General features: G+C 53.7%; 11 protein-coding genes. 6 read left to right on the forward strand and 5 right to left on the reverse strand.

The genetic code is table 11. The features are described from left to right. From miaB to A6X21_RS07905, 3 genes are all read right to left on the reverse strand, one after another. Entirely contained in the window at positions 1–1,641 is a 1,641-nt protein-coding gene (gene miaB, locus A6X21_RS07895) for a tRNA (N6-isopentenyl adenosine(37)-C2)-methylthiotransferase MiaB (RefSeq protein ID WP_240490201.1), read from the reverse strand. A gap of 61 nt (positions 1,642–1,702) precedes the next feature. Further along, a complete protein-coding gene (locus tag A6X21_RS07900) occupies positions 1,703–1,912 on the reverse strand; it encodes a hypothetical protein (RefSeq protein ID WP_068847057.1) in 210 nt (69 codons plus the stop codon). Positions 1,913–2,074: 162 nt separating this feature from the next. Next, positions 2,075–3,139, reverse strand: coding sequence for a YheT family hydrolase (locus tag A6X21_RS07905; protein ID WP_131818246.1), 1,065 nt, complete (start codon positions 3,137–3,139; stop codon positions 2,075–2,077). A 188-nt stretch (positions 3,140–3,327) separates the two neighbouring features. On the opposite strand from A6X21_RS07905, the gene ychF reads away from it, so the two are divergent. Continuing rightward, complete coding sequence (gene ychF / locus A6X21_RS07910; RefSeq protein ID WP_068847059.1) at positions 3,328–4,419, forward strand: redox-regulated ATPase YchF; 1,092 nt, start codon at positions 3,328–3,330, stop codon at positions 4,417–4,419. Between the two features lie 698 nt (positions 4,420–5,117). Here ychF and katG read toward each other — a convergent pair. Then, positions 5,118–7,499, reverse strand: coding sequence for a catalase/peroxidase HPI (gene katG / locus A6X21_RS07920; RefSeq protein ID WP_068847061.1), 2,382 nt, complete (start codon positions 7,497–7,499; stop codon positions 5,118–5,120). Positions 7,500–7,751: 252 nt separating this feature from the next. On the opposite strand from katG, the gene A6X21_RS07925 reads away from it, so the two are divergent. From A6X21_RS07925 to A6X21_RS07940, 4 genes are all read left to right on the forward strand, one after another. After that, the gene (locus tag A6X21_RS07925; RefSeq protein WP_068847062.1) at positions 7,752–8,618 is read left to right on the forward strand and encodes a LysR family transcriptional regulator; all 867 of its coding nucleotides are present in this window, start codon (positions 7,752–7,754) and stop codon (positions 8,616–8,618) included. A 109-nt stretch (positions 8,619–8,727) separates the two neighbouring features. Further along, on the forward strand, positions 8,728–10,350 hold the full coding sequence (locus A6X21_RS07930) for a ThuA domain-containing protein (RefSeq protein ID WP_068847063.1): 1,623 nt from the start codon (positions 8,728–8,730) through the stop codon (positions 10,348–10,350). A 210-nt stretch (positions 10,351–10,560) separates the two neighbouring features. After that, positions 10,561–11,229 carry an LpoB-related protein gene (locus tag A6X21_RS07935; RefSeq protein ID WP_068847064.1) on the forward strand — a complete coding sequence of 223 codons (669 nt, stop codon included), beginning with the start codon at positions 10,561–10,563 and terminating at the stop codon, positions 11,227–11,229. 65 nt (positions 11,230–11,294) lie between these two features. Further along, a complete protein-coding gene (locus tag A6X21_RS07940; RefSeq protein ID WP_068847443.1) occupies positions 11,295–12,704 on the forward strand; it encodes a COG3014 family protein in 1,410 nt (469 codons plus the stop codon). Between the two features lie 19 nt (positions 12,705–12,723). Here A6X21_RS07940 and A6X21_RS07945 read toward each other — a convergent pair whose 3' ends face one another. Beyond that, complete coding sequence (locus A6X21_RS07945) at positions 12,724–13,509, reverse strand: AraC family transcriptional regulator (protein ID WP_068847065.1); 786 nt, start codon at positions 13,507–13,509, stop codon at positions 12,724–12,726. Between the two features lie 152 nt (positions 13,510–13,661). On the opposite strand from A6X21_RS07945, the gene A6X21_RS07950 reads away from it, so the two are divergent. Beyond that, positions 13,662–16,934, forward strand: a complete 3,273-nt coding sequence (locus A6X21_RS07950; RefSeq protein ID WP_068847066.1) for a bifunctional proline dehydrogenase/L-glutamate gamma-semialdehyde dehydrogenase — start codon at positions 13,662–13,664, stop codon at positions 16,932–16,934. Positions 16,935–17,103 lie beyond the last annotated feature (169 nt).

Genomic DNA, 17,103 nt, shown 5'->3' on the forward strand with positions numbered 1-17,103 from the left:
CTAAACCAGAATCGGCAGCAGGGAACTGCTGCCATGCTGGACTTCGCGCGTCAGTATCGAACCCACCAGTGTCGTGGGTGTGACATCGTGAACCACTACCTGCGCCAGGCTCCCCGCCAGCCTGGGATTGCCGTCAAAGACTACAATGCGGTCACAGCGGGTGCGGCCGGTCAGTTGTTCTTTGAGCGAACTGTCAGCTTTCTTGATGGCATTCTTACTCGGACCTTCCACCAGGACTTCCACCTCCCGCCCGATAAACGCCGCGTTGTCCTCTTCACTGATCTCGTTCTGAAGCTCCAGCAGTTCCTGATTTCGACGCTTCTTCACGTCATCGGGAATATCATCCCGGAAGAGTGATTGGGCTTTCGTTCCCGGTCGTTCGCTGTACTTGAAAATGAAACTGTTCTTGAAGCGGTATTCGCGAATCGCCTCCAGACTCTTTTGATGGCTTTCTTCGGTCTCACCACAAAAGCCCACAATGAAATCACTTGAGACTGCCGAGTGCGGGAGATACTCCTTGATCCGTTGATGCATCTCGCGATAGTGGGCCGTGGTGTAACCTCGTTTCATGCGGGAGAGAACGTCGTCACACCCATGCTGCAATGGAACATGGATGTAATGACTGCATTTAGGCAGGTCTCGCAAGGCAATCAGCAAATCATCGGTCATGTCTCGCGGATAGCTGGTGACAAACTTGAAGCGCAGCATGCCGGGGGTTTCGTGCATGGCTGCCAGCAGATCAGAGAGTCGCCAAGTTTTGCCATTTTCGACGCATTTGTAGCTGTTGACCGTCTGGCCCAGAAGTGTCACTTCCTTGACACCTTGCCCCGCCAGATGAGCCACTTCGGCCAGAATCTCTGACGGCAAACGGCTCTGCTCCGGCCCGCGCGTCATCGGCACCACGCAATACGTGCAGAACTTGTCGCAACCAAACATGATCCGCACAAAGGCCTGATAGGGCGAAGGCCGCATCTCCGGTTCTCGCAAAGGATCGTAGCTTTGAAAGCTGGCACTCACTTCCCGGCGTGTCCCCGCCTTGCGATCAAGACTCACGGCCAATGCCCGCTCGCGATCTTTCCGAGCATTTTTGATGAGCCCAGGGATCTCGGCCATCTGGCCAGTTCCCACGACGATGTCCACATGCGGAGCCCGATCAAAAATCAGCGATTGGTCCTTCTGAGCCATGCAGCCCATCACGCCAATGACCTGCTGCGGTCGCTGCTTGCGGGCATGCTTGAGGCGACCCAGAGCACTGTAAATTTTATGCTCAGCATGCTCGCGGACACTGCAGGTGTTGAAAAGAATCGTATCGGCATCATCCGGTTGGCTGGTGAGTTCGTATCCCTCACGCCTTAGAGCCGCCACGACCAACTCACTGTCGAGCATATTCATCTGGCAGCCGACGGTTTCAATATAGAGCTTGCCGTTATGGTCTCGCTGACCTGGCGCACCTTGCTCATCAGGACTGAGTTCAGTGCTTGCTTGAGTTTTGGCAGCATCGCTTGCCGAATCTCCACTGGCTGCAGCGGCTAAATCATCCGAATTCAAAGTGGCGACTTCGAGAGAACCGGTAGAAGTACCTTCGCAGCCATCATTCGATAGTGCTTGTGTAGGCAATGTGATAATAGGAAGCGTCGACATACAAACCACCGCAACTCTGTAATCAGATTTCAAAACAATACGGCAATACTTCTGCAATCACTCAGGCGGCTTTCCTGGCTTGTCCCGCCAGTGTGGATTCCGCGTCCCTCGATTCTGCAGCAGCCGCAGCAGCTTTTTCCCGCTCAGCCTTTTCTCTTTCGAACCGCAATTTCGCAAATGTTACCTGTCGATGCTGTTCGACCATTCCCATCCAGAAACGAAGTGCCAGCAAAGCACAACCGACCCATAAGGCCGCAATCAGATATCCCATCACGAACCTCCTGTTCGTCGGTTGCCACGCTTTGCTTAAATCACACTCTTCGCCTGCCGGAGTCGCCTCAAACCCATCGCCATTCGGCCGTCAACGGCGGAAAGTTTAACAGAGAACAGTTTTTCAGGGAATCGTGGCTGCAACTGCTGAATAGATAAGGCATTAAAGTCGATTCACTGGCCCACCCGCCACCCCGAGTGCCCAATGTGCCACAAACTCATCGAGCCAGAAGCCGCTTTTCCCACCCTGTCGAGTTTCGAAATAACCGACATGACCTCCAGACCGGGCCACGACCACCCGGGTAGAAGGCGACCAGCGAGCCTGCGCATCACTGAAAATCGACACAGGAATCAGAGGATCATCCCGTGCTGTCAGGATGGTCGTGGCCAGTTCAATCTGATCGAGTGTCGATCGAGCACTGGAAAGTCTGTAATACTCGTCGGCACTCGCAAATCCACTGCGGGGAGCCGTATAGAATTCGTCAAACTCCAGGAGAGTTTTGGGGCGTCGAAGTTCTTTCGGCCAGCGGGTGGCATCGGTTCTTCGGGAAAGCTCTCCGTAGAGACGCCTGACAAAGAACTGGTCATAGATCCAGTTCAATCCCACAGAAAGCTGCTTCACGCATTGAGAGAGGTCAATCGGCGGATTGATGGCCAGAGCCGACACAACATCTGGCGGTAACTCTCGCGCCGCCACACCCACTGTTTTCAGCAGAATGTTTCCGCTTAACGAGATGCCGCAAAGGGCCAGCTTGCGACGTTTTCCTGAAGCCTCAATGGCCCAGGGGGATTGCTTCCACCAGTGGATCACAGCCAGTAGATCAGACGTGCGTCCGGCATGATAAGGCCTTTGGGCGAGAATCTCCTGTTCACCACAGCCGCGATGATTCATCCGTACCACTGAAATGCCTGCCTGAAGCAACTGGCTGGTCAATCGACGGATCAGCCCACTGCGATGATCTCCACACAGGCCAGGCATCAGAAGCACTGTCAGTGGGATTTCCGAGCGATCCACAGACGTATTTTCTTTGGGAAAATTCGCATAAACAGTCAGTCGATCGCCATCGTCCAGCGGAACCACCTCACGCAAAGAATCTCCCGGCTCCTCGGAAACGGGCCACAACCCGCAGGCAATTGTCTGCAGGTGCCCGCTTTTCAGCCACCACCTGGGAGACATTGGCAGGTCGAAAAAGTTCGTACCACCACTGGAAATAGCGCGATCGCTCATGAGAAATCGCTGATCTGTCGCGATCGGGGCGGCTTGATCTGAACAATCCAATCGATGCTCCGGCGTGCAAAACGGAATGGGGCGTGATATCACTCCACTACAGTGGTCAGTCTGCCGACTGACCTGTGGTCTGCCGTGGGGCACGGCCGTTCAAGAGAATTCATGCAGTGTAGATTGGTTTCGCAATTATGGAAGCGGGAATTGTCGGGCTCCCCAATGTCGGCAAGAGCACACTCTTCAATGCACTCACATGCTCAAAAGCCGCTCAAAGTGCAAACTACCCTTTTTGCACGATCGAGCCGAACGAAGGCATCGTCAGCGTCCCCGATTCCCGCCTCGAGCGGATCACCAAATTCATCCCACCACAAAAGGTGATCCCCGCAGCCCTCAAGCTGGTTGATATCGCCGGTATCGTCAAAGGGGCCAGCGAAGGGCAGGGACTGGGTAACAAATTCCTGAGCCACATTCGCGAAGTCGACGCCATTCTTCAGGTGGTCCGCTGCTTCGAAGATCCGGATGTCGTGCACGTCGCGGGCGATGTCAACCCTTTGGTCGACATCGAAACGATCGAAATGGAACTGATGCTCGCTGATATGCAGACGCTCGATAACTCGCTGCCCAAAGCCGAACGGGCAGCCCGCACGGGTGATAAAGAGGCCAAGCTGCGCGTCGATGTCATTAAGAAATGCACAGCTCATCTGGCCACCGATCAGCCACTAAGAAAACTTGAAGCCGACGAGAACGAAACCAAGATCATCCGCTCATTCGGCTTAATGACAGCCAAACCCGTCCTGTATGTGGCGAATGTGGACGAAAATGATCTTCTGGGCGAAGGGCCACTCGTCAAACAGCTTCAGGATTTTGCTGCCAAAGTCGGGGCAGAAGTGGTTCCCGTGTGTGCGAAGCTCGAAGCGGAACTGGCTGAACTCGATCCAGCCGATCGAGCGGAAATGCTCGAATCGGTCGGCCTGAAAGAACCGGCACTCGCCATTCTGGCCCGGGCCACTTATCGCACATTAGGCCAGCAAAGCTACTTCACTGCGGGTGAAAAGGAAGTGCGGGCCTGGACAATCCCCGTCGGAGCCACAGCACCACAAGCAGCCGGCGTAATCCACACCGACTTTGAGAAAGGCTTTATCCGCGCAGAAATCTACACTCTGGCCGATCTCGAACAATATAAAACCGAAAAAGAGATCCGCGCTGCGGGCAAGCTGAGAGTGGAAGGCAAGACCTACATCATGCAGGACGGCGACATCTGCCACTTCCTCGTGAATTCGTAAGTACAAACGATGGGCTATCATCGTTCCGGACTTTGCGAGACACATCGATTGATCCGATGGTGACTGATCGAACTATTGCTATGCCCGCCGCTTCAATCCACTTGGGAACTGCCGAGTTGAGTGCTCTGGAGTGTCTTTATGAACGAGTTATCGATGAAGGTCTTTGTGAGCATCTGAGGCGCTCGGAATCAGCCATCCCAGCACGAAGGACAGGCCGCAGGAGATTATGGCGGCGACTCCCAGGAAAATGACGGCTCCCAGCCCGGGAAAATTTGGGGAACGTTGGGCTTGTCTTTCCCACCAGAGAAAGAGCAACGTAAACCCGATCGACCCACAAATGATCGAAAGCCAGAACAGCACCCGCCAGAACCGAAGGCTTGGAGCCCGCTGTTTCAGAGCGACTGGAAATGAGGCTCCGATGAAGGCAGCAAACCAGCAGGTCGCCAAAGAGATCGCAGAAAATTCGACAACGGCGCGTGGAAATCTGGGCAACCAAACAAATGAACACACTATCAGCCCTAGATAAAACAGAATCTCCATGCTCGACCACATCGCTTTAGAGCTCACGAAGGATTCCCCTGTAAACATGGGATTTGTGCGTTGATAAAGGATCTATAATGCTTGACCGATTGCTGATCACCTAACAAAAAAAGCCACTCGGTTTTGAACCCGAGTGGCCTGGATCGATCTCGTGCAAACTATCTTTGACCGAGAGCTGCCTGAACGTTGGCCTTTTTCAGCTTGGGATCCAGATCAAAGCGATCCAGATGCATCACCTTTGTCCATGCTGCGACGAAGTCATTCAGGAACTTCTGCTTGCCGTCAGCACTGGCATAGACTTCCGAAATCGCTCTCAACTGTGAGTTCGAGCCAAAGACCAGATCGACCGATGATGCCGTCCATTTGACCTGTCCCGTCTTGCGGTCGCGACCTTCAAAGAAGTGCTCACACATGGGCGAGGTCTGCCAGGTCGTGTTCATATCCAGCAGATTCACAAAGAAATCGTTGGTGAGAGTGCCAGGATTCTTGGTGAACACCCCCATGCCCGGGAAGCCCACATTCGTGTCGAGCACTCGCAGACCACCGATCAGCACTGTCATTTCGGGTGCAGTCAGTGTCAGCAGTTGAGCTCGATCGACAAGCAGTTCTTCACCCCGACGATCGAGATCATGCCCGAAGAAGTTGCGAAAACCATCAGCCTTGGGTTCGAGGACTGCAAAGGATTCCGCATCCGTCATTTCAGCCGTGGCGTCAGTACGACCAGGCACGAAAGGAACTTTTACGGGATTTCCAGCCTTCTTGGCCGCTTCTTCAATTCCGGCACAACCACCCAGCACGATCAGGTCGGCGAGTGAAACTTTCTTATTGGTCTTCTGAGCCGAGTTAAAATCTTTCTGGATCTGCTCGTAGACCTTTAAGACCTTGGCCAGTTCCGCAGGCTGATTCACCTTCCAGTCTTTCTGGGGAGCCAGACGAATACGGGCTCCATTGGCTCCACCACGCTTGTCACTCCCGCGGAAAGTCGACGCCGAAGCCCAGGCGGTTCTCACCATCTGAGGAATGGTCAGTTCGGAAGCGAGAATCGTCCCCTTGAGCGAATCAATATCCTGAGCGTTGATCAGCTCATGATTGACCGCAGGCACAGGATCCTGCCAGATCTGTGGTGCAGCGACTTCAGGCCCCAGCAGGCGGCTGACTGGCCCCATATCGCGGTGAGTCAGCTTATACCAGGCCTTGGCGAACGCCTGCTTGAACTCGGCAGGGTTCTCATGAAACTTCTTCGAAACCTTCGCATAGGCAGGATCGGTCTTCAGAGCGATGTCTGTCGTGAACATCATCGGGGCATGAGACTTTTTGGCGTCATGAGCATCAGGGACAGTTCCCTGTGCAGCTTTTTCTTTGGGTGTCCACTGCCAGGCACCCGCAGGACTCTTGGTCAATTCCCATTCGTAGCTGAACAGGTTATCGAAGTAACCGTTGGACCATTGTGTGGGAGTGGAAGTCCACGCACCTTCGAGGCCACTGGTGATTGTGTCCTTCCCATTGCCTTTACCGAAGGTATTCTTCCAGCCCAGACCCTGTTCCTGAATAGGAGCACCTTCGGGTGCAGGGCCCACATGACCTTCCGGCGTGGCGGCGCCATGCGCTTTGCCGAATGTGTGGCCGCCGGCAATCAGAGCGACTGTTTCTTCATCATTCATCGCCATGCGGGCAAATGTTTCACGAATGTCGCGGGCAGCTGCCAGCGGATCAGGCTTGCCATCAGGGCCTTCGGGATTCACATAAATCAGCCCCATCTGCACGGCTGCCAATGGTTTTTCAAGAACGCGATCACCCGTGTACCGGCTGTCTCCCAGCCACTTGGATTCGGGGCCCCAATAAATATCTTCCTGAGGTTCCCAGACATCTTCACGACCACCGGCAAACCCGAGTGTTTCACCACCCATCGATTCGATGGCCACATTCCCAGTGAGAATCATCAGATCAGCCCACGAGATCTTGTTGCCATACTTCTGCTTGATGGGCCAGAGCAGGCGGCGGGCTTTGTCAAGGTTGGCATTATCAGGCCAACTGTTCAGCGGAGCAAATCGCTGTGTGCCATATCCTGCACCACCGCGACCATCGGTGATTCGATAAGTACCGGCACTGTGCCACGCCATACGAATCATGAGAGGCCCATAATTACCAAAGTCAGCCGGCCACCAATCCTGCGATGTCGAGAGAAGTTCTTTGATGTCCTTCTTCAATGCCACCAGATCGAGTTTGCTGAACTCTTCGGCATAATTGAAGTTTGGCCCCATGGGGTTACTCTTCGCCGAATTCTGATGCAGAATCGACAGATTCAATTGGTCAGGCCACCAGTCGCGATTTGACATGGCTCCCGCGGCAGTGTTCCGAGCAGACGCCGGATTCACATTCCCCATGACGGGGCATTGGCCACCGGCCGCACCTGGTTTCGCAGCCCCCTTATCTTCGGCGGTTGTCACCAGCCCGCTGGTGGCCAGCAAGCCACACGACGCCGCCAGTGCCGTGACTGCCATTGACCGTCGCATCGATCTCAACCATGAATGCTTCGTCATTGTCCATTCCTTTCAAGGTTTTGCCTTGTCACCATGGGCTTGAGCACATCAGCCCATCTGTGGGAACAAGCACACAGCCAATCATCTGCCGATCTGCACACTCCGTGATATGAAACCCGTTTCAATTTTGAATTTGTTGGGTTTTGATCCATCAACACTTAAGATTATGACAACCCGAACTCAATACAGCCAATGCATTCCTGTGATATATTCCATGCATTTCATGCATGAATCCAAAGGGTGAGAATTGTGATGGATCTGGATCAGTTAAGATATTTTCTGCAGGTGGCTCGTGAAGGAAGTTTCACTAGAGCGGCCGAAACGCTTCACATTTCTCAACCAGCTCTCAGCAGATCGATTCAAAAGCTGGAAGAAGAGTTTGGTCGCCCGGTTTTTGAGCGCAAGACTCGCTCTGTCGAACTGACCGATGCCGGCCAGTTGTTGCAATCGCGGGCCCAGCAGGTCCTCTCCATACTCGATGACACCAAATCAGAATTGATGGATGATGGAGAAAGTGGCCGGGTCCGGATTGGAGCCATTCCCACCATTGCCCCCTATTTTCTGCCAACTGTCCTCCGCCGTTTCTCCCAAAAATTTCCTCGGGCAACGGTCTTCGTGCAGGAGAGCACGACAGATGTTCTCCTGAAAAGTTGCACGCAGGGAGAAATCGACCTCGCTGTTCTCGCACTTCCCGTCCCGGCCAAGTATCTGGAAGTCGAAGAACTTTTCGAGGAAGAATTACTGCTGGTGCTGCCGACAGATCATCCACTGGTTGAGAAAGACAAGATCCGGGTCACAGACGTGGAGCCTTTCCCCTTTGTGCTGCTCGATGAGGCTCATTGCCTCTCGGATAACATCGTCTCGTTTTGTCGGCAACGATCTTTTCAGCCTGTAGCGGTCGAACGCATCAGTCAACTGGCCATGGTGCAGGAACTCGTCTCACTTTCACACGGCATCTCGATGATCCCGGCCATGGCGCGGCAGCTCGATCAGAGCGACCGCCGTGTCTATCGTTCGTTTGCCGGTAGAAAACCGACCCGGACAGTCGCCGTCGCATGGAACCCTTATCGCTTCCAGAGTCGCTTGCTGGAAGCATTTCGTGAATGCCTGCGACAGTGATAGTAATCGGAATCTCAATTTACGAGTTGGAGAAGGTGCTACCCAACGAGATTGAGCTTGAATTTATCTTGCAAGATCCGGTTTGATCCGCTGATGATCAGGGAACTTTATGCACGGCATCATTGAAGGTCTCACCATGATTCGAAAGCTCATCTGGCCCGCAGCACTTTACTTGCTGAGCTTCTGCGGTTTATTCGCACTGAACGAGGTTGCAGATGCAGGTTCCATGAATTTGACATTACGCAGCCGCACTCCGGTTGCAGTCAAAGAGCCCACAGGTCGCGACGATCGCCTTCCTTCCACTGGCAATCACTATTTGACCAATCAGCAGGCTCTTTGGGATCCTCAGAAAACAGCCTTGATCATTTGTGATATGTGGGATCAGCACACTTGCCCGAATGCGGCCAGGCGGGTGGCCGAATTGGCACCACGAGTGAACCAGGTGGCACAAAAACTGCGATCTCAAGGGGTCCTGATCATTCATGCTCCCAGCGACACAATGAAGTTTTACGAAGAACATCCCGCCAGGCGATTGGCCCAGACAGCACCTGTCGCGAAACCAGAGACTCCGCTGCAGCGCTGGGCAGGACTGGATTCATCGAAGGAACCACCACTTCCGATTGACGATTCCGATGGCGGCTGCGGTGGCGAATCCAATTGGAAGAAGGGCATGCCCTATCCCTGGACACGGCAGATCGCTTCGATTGAGATCGCCGAAGGAGATGCGATTTCTGATTCAGCCGAGATCTACAATCTGCTGAAGGCCAGAGGCATTGAGAACGTGCTGGTCACGGGCGTGCATACGAACATGTGCGTTCTGGGTCGCCCTTTCGCCATTCGCCAGCTTGTCAATCAGAAGTTCCACGTCGCACTGATTCGCGACTTGACCGACACCATGTATAACCCGGCGAAGGCCCCCTTTGTGAGTCACTTCACGGGGACGGATCTCGTCGTCGAGCACATCGAGAAATACTGGTGCCCCACGATCACCAGCGATCAACTCGTGGGGGGGCAGCCATTTCGCTTCCAGGACGATCAACGCCCACACATCGTGATGCTCATCGGCGAACCTGAGTATCAGACAGCAACAACTCTGCCAGCCTTTGCAATCAGCCATCTGGGAAAAGACTTTCGTGTCACGATTCTGCATATCGACGAGAAGTCACAAAATCACTTTCCGGGAATAGATGCTGTTCTTGAAGCTGATGTCCTTCTGCTGAGCGTGCGCAGACATCCATTGATTCCGGGTGACCTGCAGATCATTCGCAACTATCTCTCGGCGGGGAAGCCTGTGGTTGGCATTCGGACAGCCAGCCATGCCTTCTCGTTACGCAATAAGCCTGCCCCCGAGGGAACCATCGACTGGCCCTTGCTCGACCCCGAAGTCTTCGGCGGCCACTACACCAATCACTATGGTGCAGAACTCAAAACCACTGCCACCATCGTCGCTGAGCAGGCCCAACACCGTATCCTGAAAGGGTTGCCGATGAACAGCTTTCGCACAGGTGGCAGCCTCTATCAGGTTCTACCGCTGGAAGAAAAATCGACGATTCTTGTGTGGGGCAGGGCAGAAACGATCGAACAACCCCAACCTGTCGCCTGGCTTTTCCAGCGTGCCGATGGCGGCACCTCGTTCTACACATCACTCGGACACATTGATGACTTTCGCGGAAGTGAATTCCCGAAACTGCTGACACAGGCCATTCAATCTCTCCTCCCGAAGAAATCCTGACCCGGTGAGACTGCATGAGCAGGCTCCCTGCATGATCACACGCCCGGAGTGGGCAGCGGCAGATTCCGCCGCAACTTAACCTGAGGCTGGTCAATTCTCGTCTTCTGCCTCGCGATGAACTTGTGATAACTCTCGTATGTGAAGATGAGCGGACGGTTCAGAAAAATCTGAACTCGACGCTCTGCCCTGGAGCTCACAGAGAGGTCAATCATGAGACGTCGTACGTTTCTTCATACCGGTTGGGTGGCCATGACGTCGTTCGCAGCCGCGCAGCTTGGGTGCCGGAACAAGCAGGTGGCACATATCCTTTCTGAAGACGACAAAGACATGGTGGGCAGCCATACGGCTGGCGCTGAGACGTGGGAACCTTTGATCCAGACATCCGTCGGCCAGCTTCTTGGTCGACAGGAAATTGTGCTTCCCACCAGTGGCGGCGATATGGCCTTTCCTCTGCGAAAGAAAATCTGCTTCGCGGGGGTCGAGAACAAAAGCTCCGAAGAAATTGGTGATTTCAAAGCCCAGATCTACCAGAAGATCGATTCATGCATCAACTCTTCAGAGAGTTTTGAAGTCATCAATCAGAGATACGTCGAAGCGGGACTCCGGCAGTGCGGACTTCGCCCCGATGATCTGTTCGTGCCGAACAGTCGTCGCACGTTCGTCGCCACGATGGAAAAGCTGGAACAACCATTCGACTATCTACTTTTTGCAACCATTACCTCAGGTACCACACGCAGCAACGAGAAAAACTATCAACGCGACTATCTGTTAACGCTGGAGCTGGTCAACCTCGAGAACGGAACTGCTGATAAAGAATCGGCTGAGATCCGCAAAGGATACCATAAATCGCAACTGGGTAAGCTGAAGAACTATGGTTGATCGATGAGAGAGAATTCTCATCTCGTGGATTACCATTTCTTTCCATTCCTCCCGGTCATTTCGTCATGAGCTGGCTGTTGCTGAAAGAGCGATATCGCATTCTTGCGACGGTTTTCATACCGGGGGCTATGCTGTGGCTGGCCTCAGGGTGTGCTTCGCACGCTGCCCGGGCAATGGCCATTCGAGAATCGTTTTACGCCAACAATCTGCCAGTCGCTCTGGAAGAAATCGACCGGCACAAAGATCGGCGTTTGCGGAATAACGATGTCAAACAGCTCGATCGAGCGATCATCGAACTGGCGCAAGGCGATCCCCAGTCGGCCGAGCGACTTCTGCGAACAGTACGGGATCGATTCGACCATTACGAGCAGGTTTCATTAGCCGACGAAGTCGGCAATCTGCTGGCGGACAGTAATGCCCGTGCCTATGCCGGTGAGGACTACGAGAAGGTTCTGATCCGTACTTTTCTCGCTCTCAGCAGTCTGATGCATGGTGGTGAAGATGCCGGGGCATATGCCCTGCAAACCATCGAAAAGCAGCAGCAGATCATCGATCGGATCAAATCCCGCGATGAGGAGCAGGAAGCTGAGATTCTGGCCTATAAGCAAGTCGCTATCGGTCCTTACATTCGCGCAATGCTGGCTGAAGAATCTCCGCTCACACTGGATGAAGCGGCCCAGGCACGAATTCAGGTCGCTAACTGGGCACCCGATTTTCGCGATGCCAAGAGCGATCTTCAGCGGGCACAATTTGAATCGCCACATCGCCCTGGCGAAGGGACTTTGTATCTATTTGCCATGGTGGGCCGCGGCCCCATTAAGGAGGAAGTCGCCGAGATCGCTACTCAGGCCTCGTTACTGATTGCTGACCGCATCATTTCGAATAACTCGAACCGAGGTTTGCCACCCACTTTGGCACCGGTCAAAGTTCCCAAGGTACGAACTTTTACACCGTCGATCCAAGCTGTCGAACTGGTGGTCGATGGCCAGCATTCTGCTGAAACAGCAACACTCCTTGATATTGGCGAGATGGCGCAGCGTCAGGCAGAGGCTCATTTTCCGCGTGTGATTGCTGAGGCAGTGGCTCGTCGAGTGATCAAAAAGGGAGTCATCTACGCCGCCAAAGAAGGTGTCGATGCCTCCCCCTGGTCGGCAGCGAGCGTCGGACTTTCCGCATTGGGAGTGGCCTGGGAAGCGACGGAAACCGCTGACACCCGCTGCTGGTCGCTGCTCCCGGATCAGATACAAGTGGCCAGAGTTTCGCTACCTGTTGGCGAACATGAGGTACAGCTCAGGGGAGTCAGGGGCCACTTGAAATATCCCGGGGCTTCCGCCCGGAAAGTGACCATTCGACAAGGACGCCACACCTATCTGATGGGCTTTTTTCCGGATGAGCAACTCGTCGGCCAGCTTATCATCAGCGAAGGCCCGGATTCTCGCAGTGAAGAATCGTCGAACTTGATGGTGAACCCCTGAGACAATTTGTATCAGATCATCATAGTCTCTTTTCACCCTGAGCCTGGCCTTCCCGCTGAAAGGCTTTGCGATATTCACCGGGCGAAGTTCCCGTCGCTTCGCGAAACTGTCGGCTGAACGACGCCTGATCGTAGAACCCGCACTCGATCGCCAGATCTCGCAAAGGAATCGCCGATTGTCTCAAGGCAATGGCGGCTGCCTCAATGCGCGCCTTTGTCAGGAGTTGCCTTGGTGATAAGCCCGACATTTCCCGAATCTTTCGCTCAAACTGACTGACCGATAAACCCGATTTTGCCGCCAGTTCCATCACGCGCAGCGGCTCAGCAAAATCATTTGTTAAAGCGTCAAGTGCCTCAGCCATCGGATTCAAAGATTGCCCCTGATCGGCTGGCGTCGCCAGATCGCGCGAGATTCCTGCCAGAGCGACAATCTTCCCGGAAACGTCACTGACTGGAATTTTCTGAGAAACAAACCAGCCAATTGCACCATCTGTCCGCGTCACCATCTCCAGGCGGTTATGGACTGGCATCCCGGTGGAAAGTACCGCGTCATCCTGTTGTTCATAGCCAGCAGCCAAAGCTGACGGAAAGAGACTTTGGGCAGTCTTTCCCAGCAACTCGCTCAAAGTCCTTAACCCGGCCGCTCGAACAAAAGCCGAATTCGCAGCCACATAACGCCTCTCCACATCTTTCACGCAGAAGAGCACATCTCCGAGCGCATCAAAGAGCATTTCGGCGGCAGCTAATCCGGGAACATCCCGCAAAAGTTCGTTCCGCAGATTCTTTGCATGAGAGGTTTTTGCCATGAGGAGAGTCAATTCGTGGAAACAGAATCATCCAGGTTCAGCGGCCAAAATATCTAAAACGTCGACCAATGGAAATCATTGTATAAATTCGGCGTCGCAACAGGGCGAATTCCCACACGACGATCATCGGATTTCAGGGTAACATTCACATCATGAGAACACTCACCCCCCCTGATTTTTCCGTCAATCTGATTGATTCTGCTTCCTTTCTGGAGAGTGTGAGTCAACGCGCTGAACAACTGCTTGTCAAATCCCGACTGGCTCAAACCTCGGCCGAGAAGAAAGCCGCCCAAAATGTGGCCGGTATGATGAACGACCGTGCCGGGAAGTCGCTGACGCTGGCGATGGTTGACGAAGTCTTTCGCAGCCATCAACCAGCCCGACAGGCCCAGAGGTGGCAATCGGCATTAAATAGGTTTGGTATTCCCGGATACCTCCCGTGGATTGATCGCTGCCTCATGCAAATTGGCTCTCTGGCAAGTCGAATTGCTCCAGGGATCGTCATGCCTTTAGTGACAAGCCGACTGCAGAGCGAAAGCTCGAATGTCATTCTCGATGCGACACCGAGTGAACTCAAAAAGCACTTTGCCACACGCCAGAGCGAGGGCTTTCGCTGCAACCTGAATCATCTGGGAGAGGCAATCCTCGGTGAGGAAGAAGCGCAGCACCGCTTAAAGCTCATTCTCGGATATCTGGCCAACCCACTGGTCGACTACGTTTCGGTCAAGATCACTGCGATTTTCAGCCAGGTGAATATCGTTGCCTGGGAAGAAACCCGAAGCGAGATCTGCAAGCGACTGAGAACAATTTTCAGAGCAGCACTTCCACAAGGAAAATTCGTCAATCTCGATATGGAAGAGTATCGAGATCTGGCGATTACCATCGAAGCATTTCAGACCGTGCTCGATGAGCCTGAGTTTCGTCAACTTTCAGCCGGTATTGTGCTGCAGGCATACCTGCCGGATTCTTTCGCAGCCCAGAAGAATTTGACGGAATGGGCCCGAAAGCGAGTTGAATCTGGTGGCGAAGATATCAAGGTCCGCCTTGTCAAAGGGGCGAATCTGGCTATGGAACAGGTCGAAGCTGAACTTCACGGCTGGAATCAGGCACCCTATCCCACAAAAGCCGATACCGATGCCAACTTCCGGCGCATGCTCGAGTATGGCTGCCAGCCCGAACATGCCGAGTACGTTCGTTTAGGAGTGGCTTCCCACAATCTGTTCGATATTGCACTCGCACTCGAATTACGCGAGCGTCTGGGAACAACCGAACGCGTCGAACTCGAAATGCTGGAAGGGATGGCAAACCATCAGGCGCGTGTGGTACGAGACGAAGCCCATGGTTTGTTGCTGTACTCGCCGGTGGTGCAGAAGGCTGATTTTTTCAGTGCCATGTCGTATCTGGTGCGCCGCCTCGATGAGAACACAGCACCCGAGAACTTCTTGAGAGCGGCGTTCTCTCTTGAACCAGATTCACCCACCTGGCATGAGCAGAAGCAACGATTTGAAGATGGTTGGAACCATCGAACAAACGTGAGTGCTCTTTCTCGACGGATCGAACCTCTCCACGATCTGCAGACGATGTCGACCTTTGAAAACGAGCCTGACAGCGACTGGACTCAGATCCAGGTTCGCGAACAACTCAATCAGGCAATTGCCAACTGGTCAAACCCGGTCTTGCCGCCACTTGCCGAACTTGATTTCGTGCTCGATCAGGCAGTTGTTTCACAGCCTGCCTGGGAATCGAGAACGATCGAAGAACGCCGGCAAATCCTCATGTCAGCCGCCAAGGTCATGCGACAGGATCGTTTCCGAACGATTGCCTGCATGCAGCGGGAAGCCAAAAAGGCGATCTGGGAAGCTGATGCCGAAATTTCTGAGGCGATCGATTTCGCGCGCTATTATGCGATGGAATTTGAGATTCCCGCCTCGATGAAGGCGCAAGCACTCGGAGTTGTGGTTGTCACTCCGCCATGGAATTTTCCTTATGCAATACCGGCTGGAGGAGTTCTGGCAGCACTCATGGCGGGTTGCAGCGTGATTCTCAAACCGGCTCCAGAAACGGCAGTCACGGCCTACTTGCTGGCCAGTCAACTCTGGGAAGCTGGCGTTCCGAGGGATGTCCTGCAGTTTTTCCCCTGCGAAGATGGTGAGACTGGAAAAGCTCTAATCACTGACTCTCGTGTCGCTGCCGTCGTGCTGACTGGCGGATGGGAAACCGCGCAGATGTTCCGCAACTGGCGGCCAACGCTCCGTTTATATGCCGAAACGAGTGGCAAGAACGCCATGGTCATCACGGCTCAGGCAGACCGTGAACTGGCGATTAAAGACCTTGTGAAGTCCGCGTTCGGACATTCAGGACAAAAATGCAGTGCAGCCAGCCTCGCGATTGTCGATCAGGAGATTTATCGCGATCCAGCTTTTCGCAGACAACTGCGCGATGCTGCATCCAGCCTGATCGTTGGCCCAGCGACTGATCGACGCAGTGTTGTCACACCGCTGATTCGCCCGGCCAGCCCCGCATTACATCGAGCCTTAACGACTCTCGAACCCGGAGAAGAGTGGCTGCTGGAACCTGTACAAAGCCCCCACGATCCTTGCCTGTGGTCTCCGGGGATCAAACTCGGCGTGAAACCTGGCTCATGGTTCCATCTCACCGAATGTTTCGGCCCGGTTCTGGGAATCATGTGCTCGACCACTCTTGATGAAGCGATCAAGTGGCAAAATGCGACTTCCTTCGGCTTGACGGCCGGCCTGCATACTCTCGACAAAGAAGAGCAGGTCTACTGGAAAGATCGCGTGCAGGCTGGAAACGTCTACATCAACCGCTCAACAACGGGAGCCATTGTTCGTCGGCAGCCTTTTGGTGGTTGGAAGCGATCAAGCATTGGCCCCGGTGCAAAAGCTGGTGGCCCGAATTACTCCCATCTCTTCACACGATTGACCGACAGGAACAGCTTCGTTTCACCAGTCGAGATTGAGCATAGCTACCAGAAAGCCTGGAATCAGCAGTTCAGCGTCAGTCATGATCCATCGAAATTGCACTGCGAGCGAAACGAATTCCGTTATCGTCCATCTCGAGGTGTCATCCTGCGAGTTGGTATCTGTGACGAAACCACGGCCTCTCAAGCGATTGAGCGTGCTCAACTGGCTGCACAGATCACTGGCGTCCGGCTGATCATCAGTGATTCGAGGAGAGAATCCGAAGCCGATTTTCTCACGAGTCTTGCAGATCATGCAGGCGAGGCCGAATTTCTGAGAATTGTCGGAGCTGTCTCTGAAGCTGTCTTTAAGGCGGCGGCAGATCTTGATCTCAACTGGATCGATGCGCCATTAACGGCTCATGGTCCAACAGAGCTTCGATACTGGTTGCGAGAACAGAGTGTTTCCCAGACGCGACATCGATATGGATTAATCATCGATTGATGAACGCAGCGGGATCAAGGAATTAATCTCATCTTGCATTCACTCCAAACCGGCCATTTCAGGGAGATCAAAACTCCTGGGATTGGCCGGTTTTTGGTTTGATTGGCAGCAAGGATCTCATTGATTGACGGAGACCATGTTTGTTGAAACTTAATACAAATCGTGTCAC

This window comes from Planctopirus hydrillae, assembly GCF_001707835.1.
Lineage (GTDB): Bacteria > Planctomycetota > Planctomycetia > Planctomycetales > Planctomycetaceae > Planctopirus > Planctopirus hydrillae.

Bases quoted from the DNA above. Each gene is read 5' to 3' on its own strand.
- A6X21_RS07925 (WP_068847062.1), top strand. From the start codon at position 7,752: ATGGATCTGGATCAGTTAAGATATTTTCTGCAGGTGGCTCGTGAAGGA.
- A6X21_RS07950 (WP_068847066.1), top strand. From the start codon at position 13,662: ATGAGAACACTCACCCCCCCTGATTTTTCCGTCAATCTGATTGATTCT.
- katG (WP_068847061.1), bottom strand. From the start codon at position 7,499: ATGACGAAGCATTCATGGTTGAGATCGATGCGACGGTCAATGGCAGTC.
- A6X21_RS07935 (WP_068847064.1), top strand. From the start codon at position 10,561: ATGAGACGTCGTACGTTTCTTCATACCGGTTGGGTGGCCATGACGTCG.
- ychF (WP_068847059.1), top strand. From the start codon at position 3,328: ATGGAAGCGGGAATTGTCGGGCTCCCCAATGTCGGCAAGAGCACACTC.
- A6X21_RS07930 (WP_068847063.1), top strand. From the start codon at position 8,728: ATGCACGGCATCATTGAAGGTCTCACCATGATTCGAAAGCTCATCTGG.
- miaB (WP_240490201.1), bottom strand. From the start codon at position 1,641: ATGTCGACGCTTCCTATTATCACATTGCCTACACAAGCACTATCGAAT.
- A6X21_RS07945 (WP_068847065.1), bottom strand. From the start codon at position 13,509: ATGGCAAAAACCTCTCATGCAAAGAATCTGCGGAACGAACTTTTGCGG.
- A6X21_RS07905 (WP_131818246.1), bottom strand. From the start codon at position 3,139: ATGAGCGATCGCGCTATTTCCAGTGGTGGTACGAACTTTTTCGACCTG.
- A6X21_RS07940 (WP_068847443.1), top strand. From the start codon at position 11,295: ATGAGCTGGCTGTTGCTGAAAGAGCGATATCGCATTCTTGCGACGGTT.
- A6X21_RS07900 (WP_068847057.1), bottom strand. From the start codon at position 1,912: ATGGGATATCTGATTGCGGCCTTATGGGTCGGTTGTGCTTTGCTGGCA.